This window comes from Streptomyces sp. NPDC008079 (genome assembly GCF_042957385.1).
Lineage (GTDB): Bacteria > Actinomycetota > Actinomycetes > Streptomycetales > Streptomycetaceae > Actinacidiphila.
This window is the reverse complement of the sequence record NZ_JBIBIC010000001.1, coordinates 1384992-1404554: the sequence shown is the minus strand read 5'-3', so window position 1 is coordinate 1404554 and position 19563 is coordinate 1384992. Positions and strand designations below refer to the sequence as shown.

Genomic DNA, 19563 nt, shown 5'->3' with positions numbered 1-19563 from the left:
GTGGTCGCGGCCGTCACCGGGCCGCCTCCGCCGGGGGTTTGCGGCGCAGCCGCACTTTGGCAAGCCAGGCGGTGGCTGGAGCCAGCAAGGGGATGGGCGCGAGGTAGACGATTCCCGTGGAGGCCAAGGAGATTGCGGTGAAGATACCGCCGACCCAAAGGTAGAACTGCACGCCTGAGGCCCACGCACGTGTGCGGTGAAGTCCGTATATCCCCCACCAGACAAGCGTCTGACCTACTGCCGCCAGAGCGACCATTTCGAAGATGAACGTGTCCCTGCCCGGGGTCAAAAGCCGTCCGGTGAGGGCGATCAAGCAGAACCCCAGAGGCGGAACCACAGCGCCCCATCGGATGCGCTTGTCACTCCGCGCGAGGAGCAGATCGCTGGTCACGTCGCTGGTAAAGAACATGCGGGCTCCCATGGATTCGGTGCGGCCAAGCAGAGGTACACAGTCACCAGGCAGTGCCCACTTCTTTCGTGTACTGGTCCTTGAAGTCGCCGTAGGCCGCGATCGAGGGCTTTCCCGGAACGAAGTCGCTACTCCCAACGCCCTTGTCCACAAGATCGACCGACGTCGCAGCCGCCCACGAGCCTTGGAACGCGTTCCGGTGCCGCTCGGCACCCTGGCTCGCCCGCTGCACAGCGCCACTCTCCGGATACGCGGCCCGCATCCGGACCACGTCCTTGTAAAGATTCGCCGTCTCGCGGTCGCCGCCAAGAAGCACCGCTTCGCGCTGGGTGGCCTCGGCCACGGGGGTAGCGGCCTCGCCCGCAGCGGCGGCGCGGCCCGCGCGCTTGGCCGCCGCCTTCGCGATGTTGCGCTCGTGGCGGGCCGTGGCCCGGGCTGCGCTGGTGGTACCGCGACGGTTGACGGTGGCGGAGGTCCGGTCAAGGACCGACCGGGAGGCGCGGGTGGCGGTGGCGGCGGCCCGCTCCTCGGCTGCGGCCTCGGCGGCGAGCTTCGTGGCGATCTGGACGCCTCGGAGATTGTTGAGGGCGATCGTGCCAACGCCCATGGTGAGGAGGCCGAAGATGTCCATGCCGACGTCCAGCCAGGAACAGTCACCGGCGGAGGCGAGCAGCAGGTGCGCGGCGAAAACGCCGATCGCGAGCCACATCGCGAGTGCCGCGACCCAGCCCGCTGGAGTCATCACGATCGCGACCAGGGCAATAGCGGTGGCGACCCAGCTCATCACATCCGCGACAAGCGAAATCGCCCCCTTCACCCCGTCGATCTCGTTCTTGCGCCGCTCCCACCAACTGTCCTTGATCTTGTCGTTGATCTCGTGCCGGATACGCGCCGCGTAGTGCGACGCCCGCTCGTCGCGGTGGGCCTCGACCCTGGTCAGGGAGCGGCGGTACTTGGCGAGCGGGTCGTCGCCCGAGGCAGATTCGGTGTCCTCAGGGGGAGCCGTCTCGGCGTCGGCGCGTGCGCCTCGCAGGATGCGGTCGGCGTCGGACTGGATGGACTCCAATTCGGCGGCCCAGGCAGTGAGATGGCCGTGGACGCGTTCGTAGCGGCCGGCGGTCTCGCGGAGGTGGACTTCCAGTTCGCGGGCTTCGTCGCGGAGTTTGGTGGCGTAGCGGCCTTTGAGGCCGTCGCCGGTGCCGATGACCTTGAGGTCGGCGGCCTCGGCTCTGAGCATGCCCGCGAGGTGCTTCATGTGGGCGACCTCGTCGCGGATAGACTCGGGGTCGCCGGGGGTGGGATCGGTGTCGGTGAGAGGGTGCCAGTCGCGCGGGCGCGGCCTGGTGGTCGTCGCCACGGGGGTCAGCCGCTCTTGGCGAGGTGTTCGTCGGTCTGCTTGAACGTCTCGCGGGCCGCACCGACGAGTCCGCCGACGGACTCGATGCCGCCGATGAGCTTCTTGCGGTACCAGGCCCAGTTGTTGACGAACGCGTCCATCGCGCCCGCCACCGCGCCCGACCCCCAGATGTGGGGCAGGTCGTCCCGATGGACCTTGATGCTCTTGAACTCGAAGTGCAGCTTCGTCAACAGCCGCTCCGAATCGGCGAGCACCTGATCCGTCACCTTGAGGTCCGCCATCCTCGTACCCCGACCACCCTCGTTGTCGCCGTCATATGCCGTTACTTACGGACTGACAACGACCCCGATCCGCCTCGGGGTTACGGGTGAATCGGATTTGACGGCGCGCGGCGCGTAAGGGAGTGCCTTCCGAGGGTCAGTTGGCGATGCTGCCGCGCCAATCGGGGAGCAGTTCGTCCAGGAGGGCTTCGACGCGGGGTGGGAGGCCGCGGCTGGGGCCGCTGAGGGAGTCGCTGCGGGCGATGAGGGAGTTGGCGGCGGCCTGGAGGCGGGCGGGGTCGCCGGTGGCCTGGGTGGCGCGGAGGAGTTCGAGCCAGAGGCGCTCGTCGTTGGGGGAGACGACCAGGGCAGCCTCGATGGCCGCGACGGCCGCCTTCGGCTTGGCCGCGTCGAGGTGGAGGGCGGAGAGCGCGAGGGCGATCTCGGCGACGAGGACGGGGTGTTGGGCGTCGACTATCTCGTGGGAGAGCCAGCCGTAGCGGCCCGCGGTGCGGTCCTGGAGGAGCGGGCCGCGGGCCAGCGAGAGGGCCTGGGTGAGCAGGCGGCGGCGGGCGGTGGGGTCGGAGGCGGCGCTGCCCTCGGTGGCCTCGTGGTGGAGGGTCTGGAGGACGTCCCAGTCGGAGACGACGGAGGACGCGAGGACGATCCGGCCGGTGTCGTCGATGGTGAGCCGGGCGATGCCGCCGGGGTCGGTGCCGAGCCAGTCGCGGAGGCGCTCGACGAGGGCGTCGCGTACGTCCTCGGTGACGCCGCGCGGCCAGAGCGCGGAGGCCAGGACGCGGGGGTGGACGCCTTCGCGGTGCAGGAGGAGCAGGGCCAGGGCCTCGTGGAGGAGCTGGCTGCGCTCGGCGGACGGCTCGTCGACGCCGACGAGTTCGAAGGAGCCGAGCAGGCGCGCGTACACGCCGGGCCGTCCCTGGTCGGAGAGGTCCACCATGAACGGCGGGGCGTCGGGGCCCGATCCGGGGCCGTCCTCGCCGCCCGCCTCGGCGAACAGCCGCAGCACGGCCTGGTACTGATCGGCGGGCAGCACCTGCGCTTCGAGGTCGAGGCCGAGCAGCGGGGCGAGCAGCCGTCCCGCGGAGGTGATCTCCAGCTCCCAGGCGGCGCCCGGCATGTCGGGACGGCTGGAGGCGACGAGGTAGCCGATGCCGAGCCGGCCCGCGTCGGAGGCGAGTTCGGCCAGCCGGTTCGCCTCCTCCTCGGTGGGCTCGGCGGCGAGCAGGACGAGGTGCGGTGCCCATTGGGTGTGCTGGGCGCGGCCGGTGCGGCCGGTGAGGACGCTGTCCTGGCCCGCCGTACGCAGGGCGCCCGCCCGCTGCGCGGTCTCCGCGGACATCGTCTCGATGACCTCGGGCACGTCGGCGAGGTGCCGGACGCGGGCGGGGGCGAGGGCCGTGAGGTCCTCGGCGAAGCCGACAAGGGTGACGGTCATCCGGTCCGACCAGCCGTTGGTGGCCAACTCCGAGGCGACGGAGGCCAGTACGGCCTCGCGGTCGGCGGCGGCTCCGGACAGCGAGACGATGCCGGGCACCGCTTCGAGGTTGAGCAGCAGCCGCGCGCCGTCGAGCGTGCCGAGCGCGACCAGGCCGGGGTACGGGGCCGCCGCGGACACGTCCGCGTCCTCGGTGAGGTCGGCGCGGTCGAGCCGCCAGAAGGTCTGGTCCTGGCCGAGCTGCCAGGGGGCCGGCGGCTGGCCCTCGGGCCAGGCCAGTTGCAGGTGCAGGGCCTCGTCGGTGAGCCACGCGGCGTAGACGGTCGGGAGCTTGAGGCCCTCGGCGTCCAGGCGGCCGGACAGCGCGCGCAGCGCGCGGTCGAGGAAGGCGACGGTGTCCTGGTCGGCGCCCACGCGCAGCGCGTCGGCGGCGTCGGCCTGCGGCCCGGTGGGGGTGCGCGGCGTGCGCAGGCCGCCCGCGGTGACCGACTGCCACAGGGCCGTACGACGGCGGCGGCCGAGCGCGGCGAGCAGGCCCGCGGCCAGCAGCGGGGCGGCGATCAGGGCTTCGGACAGGTCGAAGCCGTGCGAGTGGGAGGAGGAGTTCGCGGTGAAGGCGGCGGTGGGCCCGTGCTCGGGGGCCGTCTCGGCGTGGGCCGGGGTGGTGACGGCCGCGTGGCGACCGCCGGACCCGCCCGTACCGCCCGTGCCCGTACCGCCGGGGCCGCCCGTACCGCCGGGGCCGGTCTCGGCGGACGCGCTGTCGGTGGAGCCGGAACCGCCCGATCCGCCGCCCTGGGCGCCGGTCCCGCCGCCGCCCTGCTCGGCCGCCGCGTGCTGGGCGGAGGCGTGCGCGCCCTCGGCCGTGGTGTCCTTGGCGCCGCCGTGCTCGGCGTAATGCTGCACGTCGGGCGCGACGTGCGTGGCCGCGACGGGCATCTCCACGAGGTCGCCGCCGTGCGCGTCGGAGGGCATCTCCATCACCCAGCCGGGCCGGATGAGGCTGGCCTGCGACAGCTTGGAGCCGTCCGGCTGCACGCGGTCCTTGTTGAGCTGGTAGATCTCGTTGTACCTGCGGCCGTCGCCGAGGTGGCGCTGCGCGATCTCCCACAGCGAGTCGTGGTGCCGGCCCTCGGGCGGCTGGATCCGGTAGAACTTGGTGTCCTTGTGCGCCGACTGACCCGCGCTCTGGTGCGATCCCGCGGCGTGCTGGGCGGCCTGCTGATGCGGCACGGCGGCGCTGACGGTACGTGCCTGGTGCTGCTGGCCGGGGGTCTGCTGCGCGGTGGCGGCCACGCCCGGCCGCGCCTGGCTCTCGTGCTGGTTGCCCTGGCCGAGCTGGGACAGACCGGGGACGAGGCCCGCGGTGCTCACGCCGACGAGCAGCAGCGCCGCGATCAACTGCCGTGCCAGCAACTGGCTCGGGCCCGCGCCCGGCACCCGGCTCGGCATGCCCACGCCGGAGACCGCCGCCTTGGTCTCGACCAGCACGCACGCCGTGAACTGCGCCCAGGCCAGCCATACGATCACGGCCAGTGTGTTGACGAACGTCTCGCTGGTGATGGGCTGTTGCACCAGGTCGGAGTCGAAGTGGTGCGGGAACGGCGACCCGATGAAGTACAGGAGCGCGCCCGGCACCCCCACCACGAGCACGGCGAGCGCCAGGAACGCGCCGAGCGCGCGCACGAAGTCGCCGAACGTACGGTGCCTGCGCGGCGGGCGCGCCGCCGCCCCACCCTGCTGCGTACGGTTACGTCCCGTGGCGGTCGTGCGTGCCATGGCTGCTTCCTCTGCCTTCGGTTGGAGCGGCTGGTGCTTCGGCTGAACGACTGGTGCTGAACGACTGGTGCTATACGACTGGTGCTGTACGGCTGGTGCTGTACGAATGCTGCTAAGGGCTGCTTGTCACGGACTAGTTGGCCGGTCCCGTGACGGACTCGGCCGCCGCCGTACCGTGGACGACGATGTTGTGGTCGTAGAAGAAACCGGTGAGCATCGGCTCATACGTGAGCTGGACGGTCACCTCCACCCGGTTGGGCAGGGCGGAGGTGCAGTAGGAGGCCATGACGTCGGCCGGGCTCAGCCCCGACTGCTCGGCGAAATTCCTGACCCTGCCGGTGCAGGCCCCGGTGTTGATCACGGGCTGGGTGCCCGCGGGAGCGTTGCGCAGCGCCTCGACGTCGATGTCCTGGGCCGCGTAACGGGCCGCCTGCTCGGCTATGTCGGCGGCGCGCTCGCGCTTGGAGATCGACAGTCCGCCGTCGACGACGAAGGCGGCGAGCGCCATGAACACCACGGCGAAGATAAGCATCGCGGCGGTGCCGGAGCCGCGGTCGGGGCGGCGTACCACCCTCCGCGCCACCCTTCCTACGAGGCGCCGTACGACGTGCCGTGTCGCGTGCATCGGTCACTCCGCCCGTCGGTACGGGTCGAGCGGTGAGGCCGCCGTCGACGTGATCGTCTTGTTGATCTTGAGGCCGAGCGAGGCGAGGCCGCGGATGGTGCAGCTCACCTCGACCCTGAAGAGGGTGTCGGCCTCGAAGCCCTCGCTGGTCTTCTTCACCGACAAGGTGCCGGCCACGCAGGTGTCACCGAGGTCCGCCCGGGCCGCCGCGATCGCCTCGGACATGGCGACGCCCTGACTGCGCTGGATCGACCCCGCACGGGCGGCGTCCCTGGCGGCGCCGTCCACCGCGCCCCGGCCGTCGACGAGTTGGCCGAAGGCGACCAGGATCAGGATGAACAGGATCATGATCGGGGCGAGGATCACCACCTCGATGGTGGACAGCCCTCCGTCGGCCCGCTCCCCCACCCGTCTGGTGCGCAGTGCGGTTCGCAGTCGGGTACGCATCGGATCAGCCCCCGTTGTCCGGTACGAAGCGCTCCACCGGCCCCTGGGAACTCTCGTTCACCTTGAAGTGGAAGCCGGGGAAGATGGTCGGTACGTCGGCCGTGACGCGCACGCCGACCGTGGCCGCGTCCGGCTGCAAGGACGTCACCTTGCGGCCGTCCAGCAGATTCGGTCCGAGCTGGTCGATACGGTCCTCGGCCGCGCTGGTCGCCTTACCCGACCAGCCGCCGGGATCGGCGTCGGCCTCCGCCCGCGCCTTGCGGGCACCGGCGTGCGCGGCCGCCTGCGCGACATGGTCGGCGAAGGAGTACAGACCGAACTGCACCGTCGCGAAGATCATGAAGAACAGGACCGGGGTGAGGAAGACGAACTCGATCGCGGTCATCCCGCGGTCATCGCCGGTAGGCGCCCCCGCGCCGTTTACCGCTCTCGTGCTCGTACGGCTGCCCACGCCGCTGTCGCCGCGGGCGGCGTCCAGCCTGCGGCGTACGGCGTGGTGCAGCGCGTCGATTCGTCGTTCCATCACGGATATCGGTCCCGGCCTCAGCAGGTCTTGCTGTCCGTGGTGTTCGAGATGCAGTTGCCGACGTCCGATGCCTTGCCCTTGAGGGCGCCGTTGATGATGACGGCGACCACGCCGACGACGGTGACGACCACCGCGGAGATGATCACCCACTCGACGGCGGAGGCACCGCGGGACAGGCCCTCGGAACGGGCGCGCTCGACGCGCCCCTTGAGGAAGGTGAGAAGGAAGTCGACAGCCGGATGGCTGACCTTGGACAAGCGGTTCATGGTTCAAGTCCTCTCGACTCGACGCTCGGCGTTTCGATGACAGTGGTGCTCAGGAGGGACGGTGACGATCGGAGACAGTGGTGCTCAGAGACGTTGGCGGTCAGACCTGGAACACGCGCATCGCGGCGGGAAAGATCAGGAAGACCAGGAAGCCCGCGCACAGCAGGAGTTGCGCGACGAGCATGGACTGGGACTTCTCGCCCGCGGATCCCTCGATCTCGGCGAGTTCCCGGTGCCGCATCGTCTCGGCGCGCGAGGCGAGCGACTCGCGGACCTTCGCGCCGTCGTCGGCCACCAGGCCGAGTGTGACGGACAGGTCCCTCAACTCCTCGACGCCCAGCTCGTCGCCGAGTCTGCCGAGGGCCACCCACTGGCTGGTGCCGGTGATCCGGGCATCGGCCAAGCAGTTGCGGATACGGGTCAGGGCCCAGCCGTCGCTGATCTCGGCGGCGGCCATCAGGGCCTCGGGCAGACCGCGGCCGCCCGCGAGGTTCATCGACACCAGGTCGAGGTAGGCGCCGATGACCCGGCGCAGGTCCTTGCGCTTGTCGGCGGCGTCGCGGCGCACTTCGAAGTCCGGCAGGAGGAAGAAGACGCCGCCGCAGATCAGGGCCATCCAGACCGGGATCACGGGGTTGCTGCCCATGCCGAGCTGCCAGATCACGGCGAAGAGGAACGGCCCGAAGATCACACCGGCCGCGGCCAGGATGATCTTCGTGGCCAGGAAGTTCTCCCAGCTCCGGTCGAGCACGGCGAGGTCGGCGCGGAGCGAGCGCTGCTCCCAGCCCTGTTGGAGGTAGAAGGTGGCGACCCGCTGGCCCACGCGGCCCTTGAAGTCGGTCGGTGCGGTGTGCGCCGGTCCGCTGCTGACCGGGCCCGCGGCGCGCATCGCGTCGATCTGCGCCACCGTGTGCACGGCGCTGCGCTTGCCGGGCATGAGCGCCCGGATGAGGACGAAGACGCCGAGGCCGACGGCCGCGCCGACCAGACAGGTGAAGAGGATGTTGTTCATCGTGCCGCCCCCTGACCCGGGATGGCCTGGCCCGGTACGCCGCCGTGGCCGGGCACACCGCCGCGGCCCGGTGCCGCCGCGTGGCCGGGTGCGGCGTGCCCCGGCGCTCCGTGACCCGGCAGCGGCTGGCCGGGGGTCGCCTGTGCGTGGGCGCCGTGGCCGGGCGGCACTCCGATGCGGTCGGCGGCCGAAACGCGCTCCGGCTCATGGACCAGGAACCGGTCCGGCGTCTCGATGTTGGACAGCTTCCGCAGCCACCAGAATCCGGCCGCGAACAGCGCGCACACCAAGGTGAGTACGGCCTGGCCGATCGCCGTGCCGTACGGCTCGACGAAGCTGCGGTTGAAGATGGCCAGGCCCAGCACGAAGGCCACGGACACCACGACGACGATCTGCACACTGCGCCGGGTGCTCGCGCGCTGCGCCATTACGCGCTGCCGCATGTCCACTTCCTCGCGGGCCGACTTGGCGAGCGCGCCGAGCACTTCGCGCAGACCGGGTCCGCGCAGGCGGGCGTTGAGGATGAGCGCGGCGATGATGATGTCGGCCGACGCGTCGTTGATCTCGTCGGCGAGGTGCTGGAGCGCTTCCGGCAGCGGGGTGCGCGACCTGAGGCGGTCGACGAGCGACGACAGGTGGCCGCGCAGTGCGGGTGCGGCGGCGCGGGCCGAGGCGGGTATGGCCTGTTCGAGGCCGACGGCACCCGCGATGGTGTCGCGCAGCGACTCGGTCCAGGCCGCCAGGGCTTCGACACGCTTCATCGCGGCGCGTTCCTCCGCCGCGCCGCCGAAGAGCTTGTCCCAGGTGAAGACCAGCACGGCGGTGGAGACACCGAGGACGGCCCAGCGGGTCAGGCCGAGGACGACAAGTCCCGCGACGATGGCGAGCGAGCCGCGCTGCGACAGGAAGCGCATGAACTCCGCCGCTTTGTCGCCGGACGACTCACCCGGCGCTGTCGCACCGGGCTTGGGCGCCCAGCCGCGCATCGCGAGGACGAACAGCGCGATACCGCCGCCGACGGCGGCTCCGGCGAGCAGTCCGTAGAGCACGGACAGGGAGAAGATCCCGGTCATTACCGCCACACCCCCGTGGGCTGGTAGCCGTTGGCGAGGAGTTCCTCGAGGCAGGAGATCGGGGCGTGGGGCAGTGCCACGCCCTCCCGCCCCTCGGCGAACACCTCGCTGGACAGTACGCGGCCGTCCACGCCGTTCACCTCACGGACGGAGGTGACCATACGGCGCAGGGTGCCGCCGCGCTGGAAGTCGTTGCGTCGCTGCACGAAGACGACGAAGTCGATGGCGCCCGCCACCAGCATCTGCGACGCCTCGACCGGCAGCCGCTCGCGCGCCTGGAGTGCGTAGGTGGAGATGCGGTTGAAGACCTCGGCGGAGCTGTTGGCGTGAATGGTGGACAGGGAGCCGTCGTTGCCCTGTGACATCGCGTTGAGCATGGTGACGATCTCGTCGCCGAGCACCTCACCGACGATGACGCGCGAGGGGTTCATGCGCAGCGAGCGGCGGACCAGCTCGGCCATCGAAATGGCGCCCTGGCCTTCGGAGTTGGGCAGCCGCTCCTCGAACGCCACGACGTTGGGGTGGATCTCGGGGAACTGGTCGAGGCCGAGTTCCAGCGCGCGCTCGACGGTGATCAGGCGCTCGTGCGGCGGGATGACGTTGGCCAGCGCGCGCAGCAGCGTCGTCTTTCCGGCGTTGGTGGCGCCGGCGATCATCACGTTCTTACGGGCGAGGACGGCGGCCGACAGGAAGGAGCCCAACTCCGGGGTGAGCGTGTAGTTGCCGACCAGGTCGGAGAGGAAGACCTTGCCGAGGCGGGCGCGGCGGATGGACAGCGCGGGGCGGCGCGTGACGTCCATGACGGCGGAGAGCCGGGAGCCGTCCGGGAGCCGCAGGTCGAGTTGCGGGTTCGCGGAGTCGAAGGGGCGCGAGGACAGGCCGGAGTACGCGCCGAGCACCTGGATCAGCTCGATGAGTTCCTCGTCGGACTCGGCGACCGGCTCGACCTGGAGCTCGCGGCCGTCGGAGTAGCCGACGAAGACCTGGTCGCAGCCGTTGATGTCGATGTTCTCGACCTCGGTGTCGTCGAGCAGCGGCTGAAGCCTGCCGACGCCGAAGAGCGCGGCGTGCACGGCTGCCGCGTACGCCTCCTCGGCCTGCGCGTCGGGCGGGGTGCGGCCGAGGTTGATCTCGGCGCGGGCGTAGTCCTCCAGGATCTGCGCGATGATCGCCCGCGCGAACTGCCGCTCGTCCTCGGGTGACATGGCGGGTTCGCCGGTCACCTGGTCCAGTCGGCGCTGTTCCGAGATGCGGTCGCCCGCCTCCTGCCGGAACCGCTTGACCAACTGGTGGTCGACGGTGCTCATCGGAGCACTCCGTACCGGTGCGGTACGTCGGCGGTGATCTGCCGGGCCGAGCGGATCAGCAGGGACTTGTCCAGGCGGCCCCGGCGGCGGCCGTTGAGGGTGTCGGCGCCCGCCGTGTCGTGGGCGAGGGTGCCGACGACCCGTGCGGAGATCTGCGAGGCCACCAGCATCTCGTTGACCTGGCTGGCCTGTCGGGCGCTGTGGCTGGGGTCGGTGATGAGCACGATGCCGATCGGCGGGTAGCCGAGCGCGGCGGCGGCGCCGCGCTGCGAGCCGTGCAGTTTGGCCGACAGCGCACCGGCCCTGTCCCGTACCCGCGCGAGGTGTTCGGGTTCGGTGCGGGCCACCAGGAGGACGAGGGCGGCGTGCGAGAAGAGGTCGAGGGTGGGCGAGTCGGCGCCGATCCGGCCGCAGTCGGCGATCACGTCGGCGGCGCCGTTGGGCGACTCGGCGAGCGTGGCGAAGGCCTGGCCGAGCATCGGCCACAGTCCGGACAGACCGGCGGCCTGTTCGGCGCTGCCGATGCCGACGAGGACGTCGAGTCCGCCGGCCAGCGGCTGGGCGTGGTCCCACAATTGCTCGGCGGCCAGGCCGCGTCGGGCGGTGGCGGCCAGCGAGAGCAGGCCGGTGTTGGGGTCGAGCATGCCGCCGTGCGCGGCGGGTGAGCGGTAGACGAGGTCGCCGCCCGCCGGGTCGGCCTCCGCCAGCAGGACACGGCGCGGCCAGACGGCGGCGAGCGCGACGGCGCTGGTGGTGACGCCTGGTGAGCCCTTGTCCGCGGCGATTGCGATCAGTGCCATGACGTATTCGCCCGCTCGCTCAGTTCTTGCTGTCGGGCATGAGCACGAGCGCCACTTCGTTCGCCGCGGCGGCGAGGGTGAGTTTGCCCGCGACGGAGGAGTCCGCGATCACGGTGACCAGGGTGTCGCCGCCACCGAGCCCGGAGGAGTCGGACTTCACGGACTTGATGATCAGGCTGTCGCTGATCAGCGTGTTGGCGCTCGCTCCGCCGCTGTCGCCCGAGGAGCCGTTCTGCCCCTTGGCCGCGTCGTTCCCCACCAGATACGCGGCGACGGTGTGGCCGTTGGCGAGACCGTCGGGGAACACGCCCTGCTTGAGGGAGAGTCCGACCAGCGACTTCCCGGCCGGGAGGGCGCTGCTGTTCGTCACCATCTCCTTGACCAGGACGGAGCCTTTGACGATGTTCGTGGACGCCCGATAGTTCTTCTCCAGGTCGCCGCGCTGCTTCCACAGCACGAAGTTGACCCCGGAGTCGTCGGAGACCATGACCTCGCGGAGCGCGGAGGCGGGAATCCGGTCCCCGACCGGGATGTCCTGGTCGATCTTCACGACCGAGATCTTGTTCCCCGCGCGCATGACCATCACGGTGGCGCCGAGCGCGCCGACGAGAATGAGCAGCACGGCCAGTGCGGCCAACGCGGGTTTGCGCTCCCGCGACACCGTCGGCAGCCGCTCTCCGCCCATCGGCGCCCCATGCATGGGCGCGGATCCGGACTGACGGCTGTTACTGCCGCCGCCCGCAGCGGAACGTTCTCTGGTCCTCACGTCACTGCCCCCGTCGAGCCGGCGTGCTTCTTCGAAATCGGTTGCGTGGGGAGAGACTGCCGCGCTCCTGTCCGGCGACAGCCCGCAGGCCGATGTCAAGTCACCGCACGCTATCAGCGCCTTACAAACACCCTCAAGGCGCATCCCGTGACAAGCGACTCACAGCCTTGCAACAGAACGGAACGGCTTCCGTGACATGCCCACGCTCGGGCCGCACGCTACCCCACCCGCCCCGTCCACCCCTCTTCCCTCCGGCCTGAGGACCACTGTCCCACCCGCGACGGGGGCCGTGTCCAGCCCTGTTCCCGGCCTGTGGATAAACCGGTGCAGGTTATCCACAGGCCCGGCACCTGAGGCCCCACGACCGGCCTCCAGCGGATATCGTCCTGAGAAACCAAGTCGAATCCGGGGGAACGAGGAACGTCGTGCGTCTGTCGTTGACCGTGGTCGACCCGCTCGGCGGGGACCGCGCCGATGTTGTGGTGGAGACCGAGTCCGCGTCGACCGTCGCGGATGTCGCGCGCGAGCTCGGACGGAAAGTCGGCGCAGGCGGCGCGGAGATCATCTCGATCTCCGGCGGCCCCTCGCGCGCGCCCGGCTCGCCCGCGGTGTACGTGGACGGGTACGCGGTGGACCCGAGTTGGTCGGTGGCCCAGTCACCGCTGCGCGAGGGCGCGGTGGTCAGCCTCTACGACCCGGCGGGCTGCCTGCCGGGCGAGCCCGCCGGTGTGGTCGAACTGCGGGTCGCGGGCGGCCCGGACGCGGGCGCGGTCCACCGTCTGGGCATCGGCAAGGTGGAGATCGGGCGCGGTGCCTCGTCCCGGATCCGCATCGACGACTCGGAGTTGGCGGAGCGCGCCGCGGTGCTGACCGTGGGCATGGGCGGCACGTGCCAAGTCACGGTCGGCGGCGACACGAAGGAATGGCCGCTCGGCGACCAGCTCTCCCTCGGCAACAGCCTTCTGGAGCTTGGCCCCTATATCCCGCCGAACGCGGCGCTGCATCCCGGCGAGGACGGGGCGACCTACGACTACAACCGTCCGCCGCGGCTGTCACCGCCCGAGCGGACCACCGTCTTCCGGCTGCCGACCCCGCCGAAAGAGCCGGCCGGACGGCCGCTGCCGTGGCTGATGGCGGTCATGCCGCTGCTCATGGCCGTGATGATGGCCTTCATGATGCACCGCATGATGTACCTGTTCATGGCGGTCGTCAGCCCGATGGTCATGGTCGGCAACCACTTCATGGACAAGAAGAACGGCCGCAAGTCGTACGCGAAGACGGTCACCGAGTTCCGCGAGCGCAAGGAACGCATCGAGCAGGACGCCAACAAGGCGCTCGACCTCGAACGCAAGGACCGGGCCGCGGCCTCGCCCGACCCGGCGACCGTGCTCAACACCGCGACGGGGCCGCGCACCCGGCTGTGGGAGCGGCGGCGCGGCGACGCCGACCACCTGCTGATCAGGGTCGGCACGGCGAAGCTGCCGTCCGAGGTGATCCTGGACGACCCGGAGCAGGAGGAGCACCGCCGCAAGGTCAACTGGGAGATCGACGACGCCCCGGTCGCGGTGGAGTTGCGCAGGCTCGGCGTGATCGGTTTCGCGGCGCCCGGCGACGACGCGCGGGCGATGGGCCGTTGGGCGGTGGCGCAGATGGCGACGCTGAGCAGCCCGATGGATGTGCAGTTCTATGTGCTCACCGAGCAGTCGGGGCAGCAGAGTTGGGACTGGGTGCGGTGGCTGCCGCACTCGCGGCCGACCGACGGGCAGGACGCCAGCGCGCTGCTGGGCACGGACGCCGAGACGGTCGCGGCGCGGGTCGCTGAGTTGACCTCCATTCTGGACGGACGGCAGAAGGCGAAGCAGAAGGCGGGCAGCGCGGCCAATCACGCGGCCTTCTTCAAGGACCCGGACATCGTGGTCATCCTCGACGGGTCGCGGCGGATGCGGTCGCTGCCCGGCGTGGTGCAACTGCTGCGCGAGGGCCCCGGTGTCGGGATGTTCGCCATCTGTCTGGACTCCGAGGAGCGCTTCCTGCCCGGCGAGTGCCAGGCCGTGGTGATTGCGGAGTTCGAGGCGCCCGCCGTGGACGCGACCGTCGCTTCCGTTCCGGAGACCGCCGCGGCGGCCGCGCCCCGGCAGGGCGGCTTTCCCTCGGTGAACGCCTGGTACGCGGGCGCGCAGCAGGCCCAGGCGGTGGCGGCGGAACCGGCCTCCGGCGCCTTCCGGTTGCGCGTCGAGCAGGCGGGGGTGGCACGCATCCGCAAGGTGCGGCCCGACCTCGTCTCGCCCGCCTGGTGCTCCCGGCTGGCCCGCTGCCTGTCGCCGATCCGGGACATCAGCGGCGACGCCGAGGACTCCGCGATCCCGTCCGCCAGCCGCCTGTTGGACGTCCTGGAGATCGAGCCGCCGACGGCCGACGCCATCGCCTCGCGCTGGCGGCTGAGCCCGATCTCCACCCAGGCGGTGGTCGGCGAGTCCTACGACGGTCCGTTCGCTATCGACATCCGCAAGGACGGGCCGCACGGCCTGATCGCGGGTACGACCGGTTCGGGTAAGTCGGAGCTGTTGCAGACCATCGTGGCCTCGCTCGCGGTGGCGAACACCCCCGAGGCGATGACGTTCGTGCTCATCGACTACAAGGGCGGCTCGGCGTTCAAGGACTGTGTGCAACTCCCGCACACCGTCGGCATGGTGACCGACCTCGACGCCCACCTGGTGGAGCGCGCGCTGGAGTCGCTCGGCGCGGAGCTGAAGCGGCGCGAGCACATCCTGGCCGAGGCCGGGGCCAAGGACATCGAGGACTACACCGACCTGATGCGGCGCCAGCCCGAGCTGAAGCCGATGCCGCGGCTGCTGATCGTGATCGACGAGTTCGCCTCGATGGTCCGTGAGCTGCCCGACTTCGTCACCGGTCTGGTCAACATCGCCCAGCGAGGCCGTTCGCTGGGCATCCACCTCATCCTCGCCACGCAGCGGCCGAGCGGTGTCGTCTCGCCGGAGATCCGGGCCAACACCAACCTGCGGATAGCGCTGCGCGTCACCGACGGCAGCGAGTCCTCCGACGTCATCGACGCCCCGGACGCGGGCAACATCTCCAAGTCCACTCCGGGCCGCGCCTATGTGCGGCTCGGCGCGACCTCGCTGGTCCCCTTCCAGTCCGGCCGGGTCGGCGGACGGCGGCCGGGCGCGGTCGAGAACGTGACGGTGGCGCCCTGGGTGGGCATCGTCGACTGGTCGCAGCTCGGCCGTTCGGCCCCCCGCCGCCCCGCGGGCGCCAAGGGCGAGGAGGACGAGATCACCGACCTGAAGGTGCTCGTCGAGGCGATCTGCGAGGCCAACGAGCGGATGGCGATCCCGCCGCAGCACAGCCCGTGGCTGCCCGCGCTGCCCGACAGTCTGCTGCTGGACGAGTTGCCGACGCCGGTCGCCGCGGGGGCGCTGCCGCCCGCTGCGTACGGCATCGAGGACCTGCCCGCGCTCCAGGCCCGGCGCCCGGTGGCCATCGACTTCCACACCTTCGGCCACCTGTTGGCGGCGGGCGCCCCGCGCTCCGGCCGCTCCCAGCTCCTGCGGACGATCGCGGGCTCGCTGGCCCGTACGCACTCCACCGCGGATCTGCACCTGTACGGCATCGACTGCGGCAACGGCGCGCTGAACGCGCTGACGAAGCTTCCGCACTGCGGCGCGGTCGTGGGCCGTGCGCAGTCGGAGCGGGCGATCCGGCTGATCGGGCGGCTCAAGGCGGAGATGACGCGCCGTCAGGAGCTACTGGCCGGTGACGGGTTCGCGGACATCGGCGAGCAGCGCGCGGCGGTGACCACCGAGGAGGAGCGGCTGCCGCACATCGTGATCCTGCTCGACCGCTGGGAGGGCTGGACGCCCTCGCTCGGCGAGCTGGACCACGGGGCGCTCAGCGACGAGCTGTTCATGTTCCTGCGGGAGGGCGCCTCGGTCGGCATCCACCTGATCATCACCGGTGACCGCACGTTGATGGCGGGCCGGATCTCCACGCTCACCGAGGACAAGATCGCCTTCCGGCTCGCGGACCGCTCGGACTTCTCGCTGATCTCGGTCAATCCGCGCAAGGTGCCGGACGAGATCCAGCCGGGCCGCGCGTACCGGGCGGAGTCCGGTATCGAGACGCAGGTCGCGCTGCTCACCGACGACTCCACCGGTCAGGGCCAGGCCGCGGCGCTGGCCGCGATCGGCGCCGCCGCCATCGAGCGGGACGCGGCGCTGCCCAGGGCGCGGCGGCCGTTCCGGGTGGACGTGCTGCCCTCGCGGCTGTCGTTCGCCGACGCGTGGGAGATGCGCGACACCGACGCGGCGCGCAATCCGCTGTGGGCGCTCGTCGGCGTCGGCGGCGACGAACTCACCGGCTACGGGCCGAACCTGTCCGACGGCCTGCCCGCGTTCGTCATCGGCGGCCCCGGCAAGTCGGGCCGCTCGACGCTGCTGCTCACCCTCGCGCGCAGCTACCAGCAACAGGGCGTGAAGCTGGTCGTCGCGGCTCCCCGCCCGTCTCCGCTGCGTGAACTGGCGGGCGCCGAAGGGGTGTTGCGGATGTACACCGACAGCGACATACCCGCCGACGACCTGGGCAAGGCGCTGGAGGAGGCCGAGGGCGGCCCGGTGGTCGTCATGGCCGACGACGCGGAGCTGCTGCGCGACTGCGACGCCAAGGATGTGCTGAAGGAGATCATCGCCCGCGGTTCCGACCACGGCCGGGCCGTGGTCATCGCGGGCGGCGAGGAGGATATCTGCTCGGGCTTCTCCGGCTGGCAGGTCGACGCCAAGAAGGCGCGCCGCGGTGTGCTGCTCTCGCCGCAGCAGACCATGAGCGGTGAACTGATCGGTACTCGGCTGAGCCGCAGCAGCGTCGGCGGGCAGGTCACGCCGGGCCGGGCTCTGCTCCACCTCGGCGACGGTGAGCCGCTGACGGTGACGGTGCCGCTGACCACCTGAGCGACCGCCGTGGGGACCGGCGGCCTGACGGGCCGCCGGTCAGCTGCTCGGCAGTCCCGTGCGGGAGAAGGTGTCGGTCGGGCCACCGGTCCAGCGCACGGTGAGGGTCTTGCCGTCACCGGTCAGTTCGCCGCGGCCGGAGGTGCGTTCCTTGTCGCCGTCCATGCAGGTCAGCGTCAGGCCGAGGCCGTCGCGGTCGGTGTAGGTGCCGCCGCACAGGTGGCTGCTGGTCAGCCCGGCCTTGCCCTTGCCGAGGACGAGTTGGACCTTCGTCGAGCCCTGCGTCGCCAGCCAGACGCCCTCGACGCCCTGCGTCGAGTCGCCGCCGACGACGGAGGAGGCGGTGGGACTGCCCGACGCGCCCGGCTCGGCCGACATGCTCGCCGCCGTGCCCGGAGTGCCGGTCGCGGACGCGCTCGCGCTCGCGGGCGGCGCCTTCTTCGCCTCGTTCCCGCCGCCACTGCCGCACCCGCTCACAGCGAGTGCGGTGACGACCGCCACCGCGGCGATTCCCGCTCCCGTGGACGTACGACGAAGCACCTGAACTCCCCCATGTCGCTGTCTGGACCCGGCGTCGGCAAGCTACCAGCAGGTCCCCGAAGCAGGCGTGGGTGAATCGGCGCACACACGCGACTGCCACAGGACCGTGACCAGTGGGCCATCGACGGCCCGCATACGCCTAATAGAGTAGGGGCCCTGAGATCCGCACGCGGCCCGCGGAATCTTACGTAATGCCGAGAAAGGGTTGATTTTCCATGGGGGACTTGCAGATCAACGGGACGGTGATGGGGGACTTGCGAAAGACGTTCTCCACCATTGCGGACCGAATGGACACGGTGAGCCGGGCGATGGGCAATGCCAACGGCGAGTCGGTCGGCGCGCCCAAGCTGATAGACGACGTCCACGACTTCGCCGACGACTGGCACTACGGCATCAAGCAGATCGGCCAGCACGCCGACACCGCGGTCCACATGATCGACCAGATCGGCAAGACCTTCGACGACGCCGACCTGCAACTCGCCAACTCCCTCAAGACCGGCGGGAAGTGACGGGCGTGACGCGCAGCTTTCCGCATCTGGGCTTCGACCCCACGCCCGGGGACGTTGAGCGCACCCGCTCACTGGCCCGGCAGATCGGTGATGTGCACACCGAGTTGAGCACCACGGTCTCCGAACTGGGCCGGCTCGACTGCGGTTACTGGAAGGGCGAGGCCGCCAGGGCCTTCATTTCTCACATCGACAGCGATGTCACCCCGTTGATCAAGAAGGCGCACGACTCCTTCGGCCGCGCGTCCAGCGCGCTGGGCCGCTGGGCCGAGCAGCTCCACGGCTTCCAGGCGGAGGCTGACACGCTGGAGCGGGAGGCCGCCACCAAGCAGGGCACGCTCGACCACGCGAAGACCGCGGCGGGCATCCCCACGGACAACAGCGTTCCGCACCCGCAGCCTCAGGCGTCCCCCGACCCGGACCCGGCTGCCGCGGCCGACGCGAAGAAGAAGCAGCAGGCCGTCACCGACGCGAACAACGCGCTGGACGGCGTGCGCCACCGCGCGGAAGAGCTGCACAACCGTTTCACCAGCGCCGCCAACGCGATCAGCCACGACCTGGACAAGGCCGGTGACATCGCCCCGGACAAGCCGGGCCTGTTCAGCCGCATGGTGCACGGCATCGAGGACGCCTGGAACGACACGATCCAGTGGGTCAAGGACCACGCCGACATGATCAAACTCATCGGCGACCTGCTCAGCGACCTCAGCGGCCTCCTCGGCGTGCTGGCCATCATCACCGCGCCCTTCGAGCCGCTGGGCGCGATCTTCGCCGCCGCGGCCGTCGTCACCAGCGCCGCCGCGCTGATCACCCACCTGATCGCCATGGCCGCGGGCGCCGACGTGAGCTGGATCAGCATCGGCTTCGACGCGCTGGGCGCGATACCCGGAATCGGCGCCTTCGCCAAGGGCGCCAAGGTCGCCGACGGAGCCATCGCCGCCACCCGCGCCGCCGAACTCGGCGAGGGATTCCGCGGAGTCACCACCATCAGCCGGAACTTCGTCGGCAAAGCGGGCGATTTCATCGCCGGCGGCAAGCAGATAAAGCTGTTCAAGAACGTGACGCTGGAGTTCGGCGGTCTCAAGACCGCCGGGCAGGTCATCTCCGACGGCAAGATCATCAATCGTATGCAGACGGTTTCCGAGCAGCTTTACCACGGTGGCCAGTTGATCGGTACGAAGGGCATCAAGATGGTCACCGGCGGCCGGGTGGCGATCGACGCGATGGGCAACGTGGGCCGCTCCATCGACGTGGGGCTCAAGCTCGCGCCGAAGCTCTACTCGATCCCGCAGCACATCGGCGAGGCCGTCCACCTCGGCGACCGCTTCGACCGGGCGGCCACCGCCAACTGACGACCGGGGCCGACCGGCGACCGCGTACGGTCGTATCCGCACGGCCGCCGCACGAGGACTCCACGGCGACGTCGACAGTGACTCCGCACAGTGACTCAGCACAGTGACTCAGCACAGC

General features: G+C 70.8%; 17 protein-coding genes. 3 read left to right on the top strand and 14 right to left on the bottom strand.

Going from position 1 to position 19563, the window contains the following annotated elements; translation table 11 throughout:
- Positions 1 to 13 precede the first annotated feature (13 nt).
- From ACFZAM_RS06190 to ACFZAM_RS06130, 13 genes are all read right to left on the bottom strand, one after another.
- A complete protein-coding gene (locus tag ACFZAM_RS06190; RefSeq protein ID WP_391043136.1) occupies positions 14 to 409 on the bottom strand; it encodes a hypothetical protein in 396 nt (131 codons plus the stop codon).
- A 43-nt stretch (positions 410 to 452) separates the two neighbouring features.
- On the bottom strand, positions 453 to 1766 hold the full coding sequence (locus tag ACFZAM_RS06185) for a hypothetical protein (protein ID WP_391043134.1): 1314 nt from the start codon (positions 1764 to 1766) through the stop codon (positions 453 to 455).
- A 5-nt stretch (positions 1767 to 1771) separates the two neighbouring features.
- On the bottom strand, positions 1772 to 2047 hold the full coding sequence (locus tag ACFZAM_RS06180; protein ID WP_391043133.1) for a hypothetical protein: 276 nt from the start codon (positions 2045 to 2047) through the stop codon (positions 1772 to 1774).
- 136 nt (positions 2048 to 2183) lie between these two features.
- Positions 2184 to 5261, bottom strand: a complete 3078-nt coding sequence (locus ACFZAM_RS06175; RefSeq protein ID WP_391043131.1) for a BTAD domain-containing putative transcriptional regulator — start codon at positions 5259 to 5261, stop codon at positions 2184 to 2186.
- Positions 5262 to 5394: 133 nt separating this feature from the next.
- A complete protein-coding gene (locus ACFZAM_RS06170) occupies positions 5395 to 5886 on the bottom strand; it encodes a pilus assembly protein TadG-related protein (protein ID WP_391043130.1) in 492 nt (163 codons plus the stop codon).
- Positions 5887 to 5889: 3 nt separating this feature from the next.
- Positions 5890 to 6333, bottom strand: a complete 444-nt coding sequence (locus tag ACFZAM_RS06165) for a TadE/TadG family type IV pilus assembly protein (protein WP_355337501.1) — start codon at positions 6331 to 6333, stop codon at positions 5890 to 5892.
- Positions 6334 to 6337: 4 nt separating this feature from the next.
- Positions 6338 to 6856: a TadE/TadG family type IV pilus assembly protein gene (locus ACFZAM_RS06160; RefSeq protein ID WP_391043128.1), complete on the bottom strand. Its 519-nt coding sequence runs from the start codon at positions 6854 to 6856 to the stop codon at positions 6338 to 6340.
- A 20-nt stretch (positions 6857 to 6876) separates the two neighbouring features.
- On the bottom strand, positions 6877 to 7125 hold the full coding sequence (locus tag ACFZAM_RS06155) for a hypothetical protein (protein ID WP_391043127.1): 249 nt from the start codon (positions 7123 to 7125) through the stop codon (positions 6877 to 6879).
- A gap of 100 nt (positions 7126 to 7225) precedes the next feature.
- Positions 7226 to 8137: a type II secretion system F family protein gene (locus ACFZAM_RS06150; RefSeq protein WP_391043126.1), complete on the bottom strand. Its 912-nt coding sequence runs from the start codon at positions 8135 to 8137 to the stop codon at positions 7226 to 7228.
- Positions 8134 to 9210 (bottom strand): type II secretion system F family protein, encoded by a 1077-nt coding sequence (locus tag ACFZAM_RS06145; protein WP_355337489.1) that lies wholly within the window; start codon positions 9208 to 9210, stop codon positions 8134 to 8136. Before ACFZAM_RS06145 ends, ACFZAM_RS06150 begins: the two co-directional genes overlap by 4 nt.
- Positions 9210 to 10517, bottom strand: coding sequence for an ATPase, T2SS/T4P/T4SS family (locus ACFZAM_RS06140; RefSeq protein WP_355337486.1), 1308 nt, complete (start codon positions 10515 to 10517; stop codon positions 9210 to 9212). The genes ACFZAM_RS06145 and ACFZAM_RS06140 overlap by 1 nt, the downstream gene beginning before the upstream one ends.
- Positions 10514 to 11317, bottom strand: coding sequence for a hypothetical protein (locus tag ACFZAM_RS06135; protein ID WP_355337483.1), 804 nt, complete (start codon positions 11315 to 11317; stop codon positions 10514 to 10516). The genes ACFZAM_RS06140 and ACFZAM_RS06135 overlap by 4 nt, the downstream gene beginning before the upstream one ends.
- A 19-nt stretch (positions 11318 to 11336) precedes the next feature.
- The gene (locus ACFZAM_RS06130) at positions 11337 to 12002 is read right to left on the bottom strand and encodes a hypothetical protein (protein ID WP_355337480.1); all 666 of its coding nucleotides are present in this window, start codon (positions 12000 to 12002) and stop codon (positions 11337 to 11339) included.
- Between the two features lie 506 nt (positions 12003 to 12508).
- Between ACFZAM_RS06130 and ACFZAM_RS06125 the strand changes: the two genes are divergently transcribed.
- Positions 12509 to 17047 (top strand): FtsK/SpoIIIE domain-containing protein, encoded by a 4539-nt coding sequence (locus ACFZAM_RS06125; RefSeq protein ID WP_391043123.1) that lies wholly within the window; start codon positions 12509 to 12511, stop codon positions 17045 to 17047.
- 39 nt (positions 17048 to 17086) lie between these two features.
- Here the strand turns inward: ACFZAM_RS06125 and ACFZAM_RS06120 are convergent, their stop codons facing one another.
- Positions 17087 to 17587, bottom strand: a complete 501-nt coding sequence (locus tag ACFZAM_RS06120; protein WP_391043120.1) for a hypothetical protein — start codon at positions 17585 to 17587, stop codon at positions 17087 to 17089.
- A gap of 287 nt (positions 17588 to 17874) precedes the next feature.
- On the opposite strand from ACFZAM_RS06120, the gene ACFZAM_RS06115 reads away from it, so the two are divergent.
- Together ACFZAM_RS06115 and ACFZAM_RS06110 are read left to right on the top strand one after the other, a co-directional pair.
- Complete coding sequence (locus ACFZAM_RS06115) at positions 17875 to 18096, top strand: hypothetical protein (RefSeq protein ID WP_317452509.1); 222 nt, start codon at positions 17875 to 17877, stop codon at positions 18094 to 18096.
- Positions 18097 to 18101: 5 nt separating this feature from the next.
- A complete protein-coding gene (locus tag ACFZAM_RS06110) occupies positions 18102 to 19445 on the top strand; it encodes a putative T7SS-secreted protein (protein ID WP_355337470.1) in 1344 nt (447 codons plus the stop codon).
- Positions 19446 to 19563 lie beyond the last annotated feature (118 nt).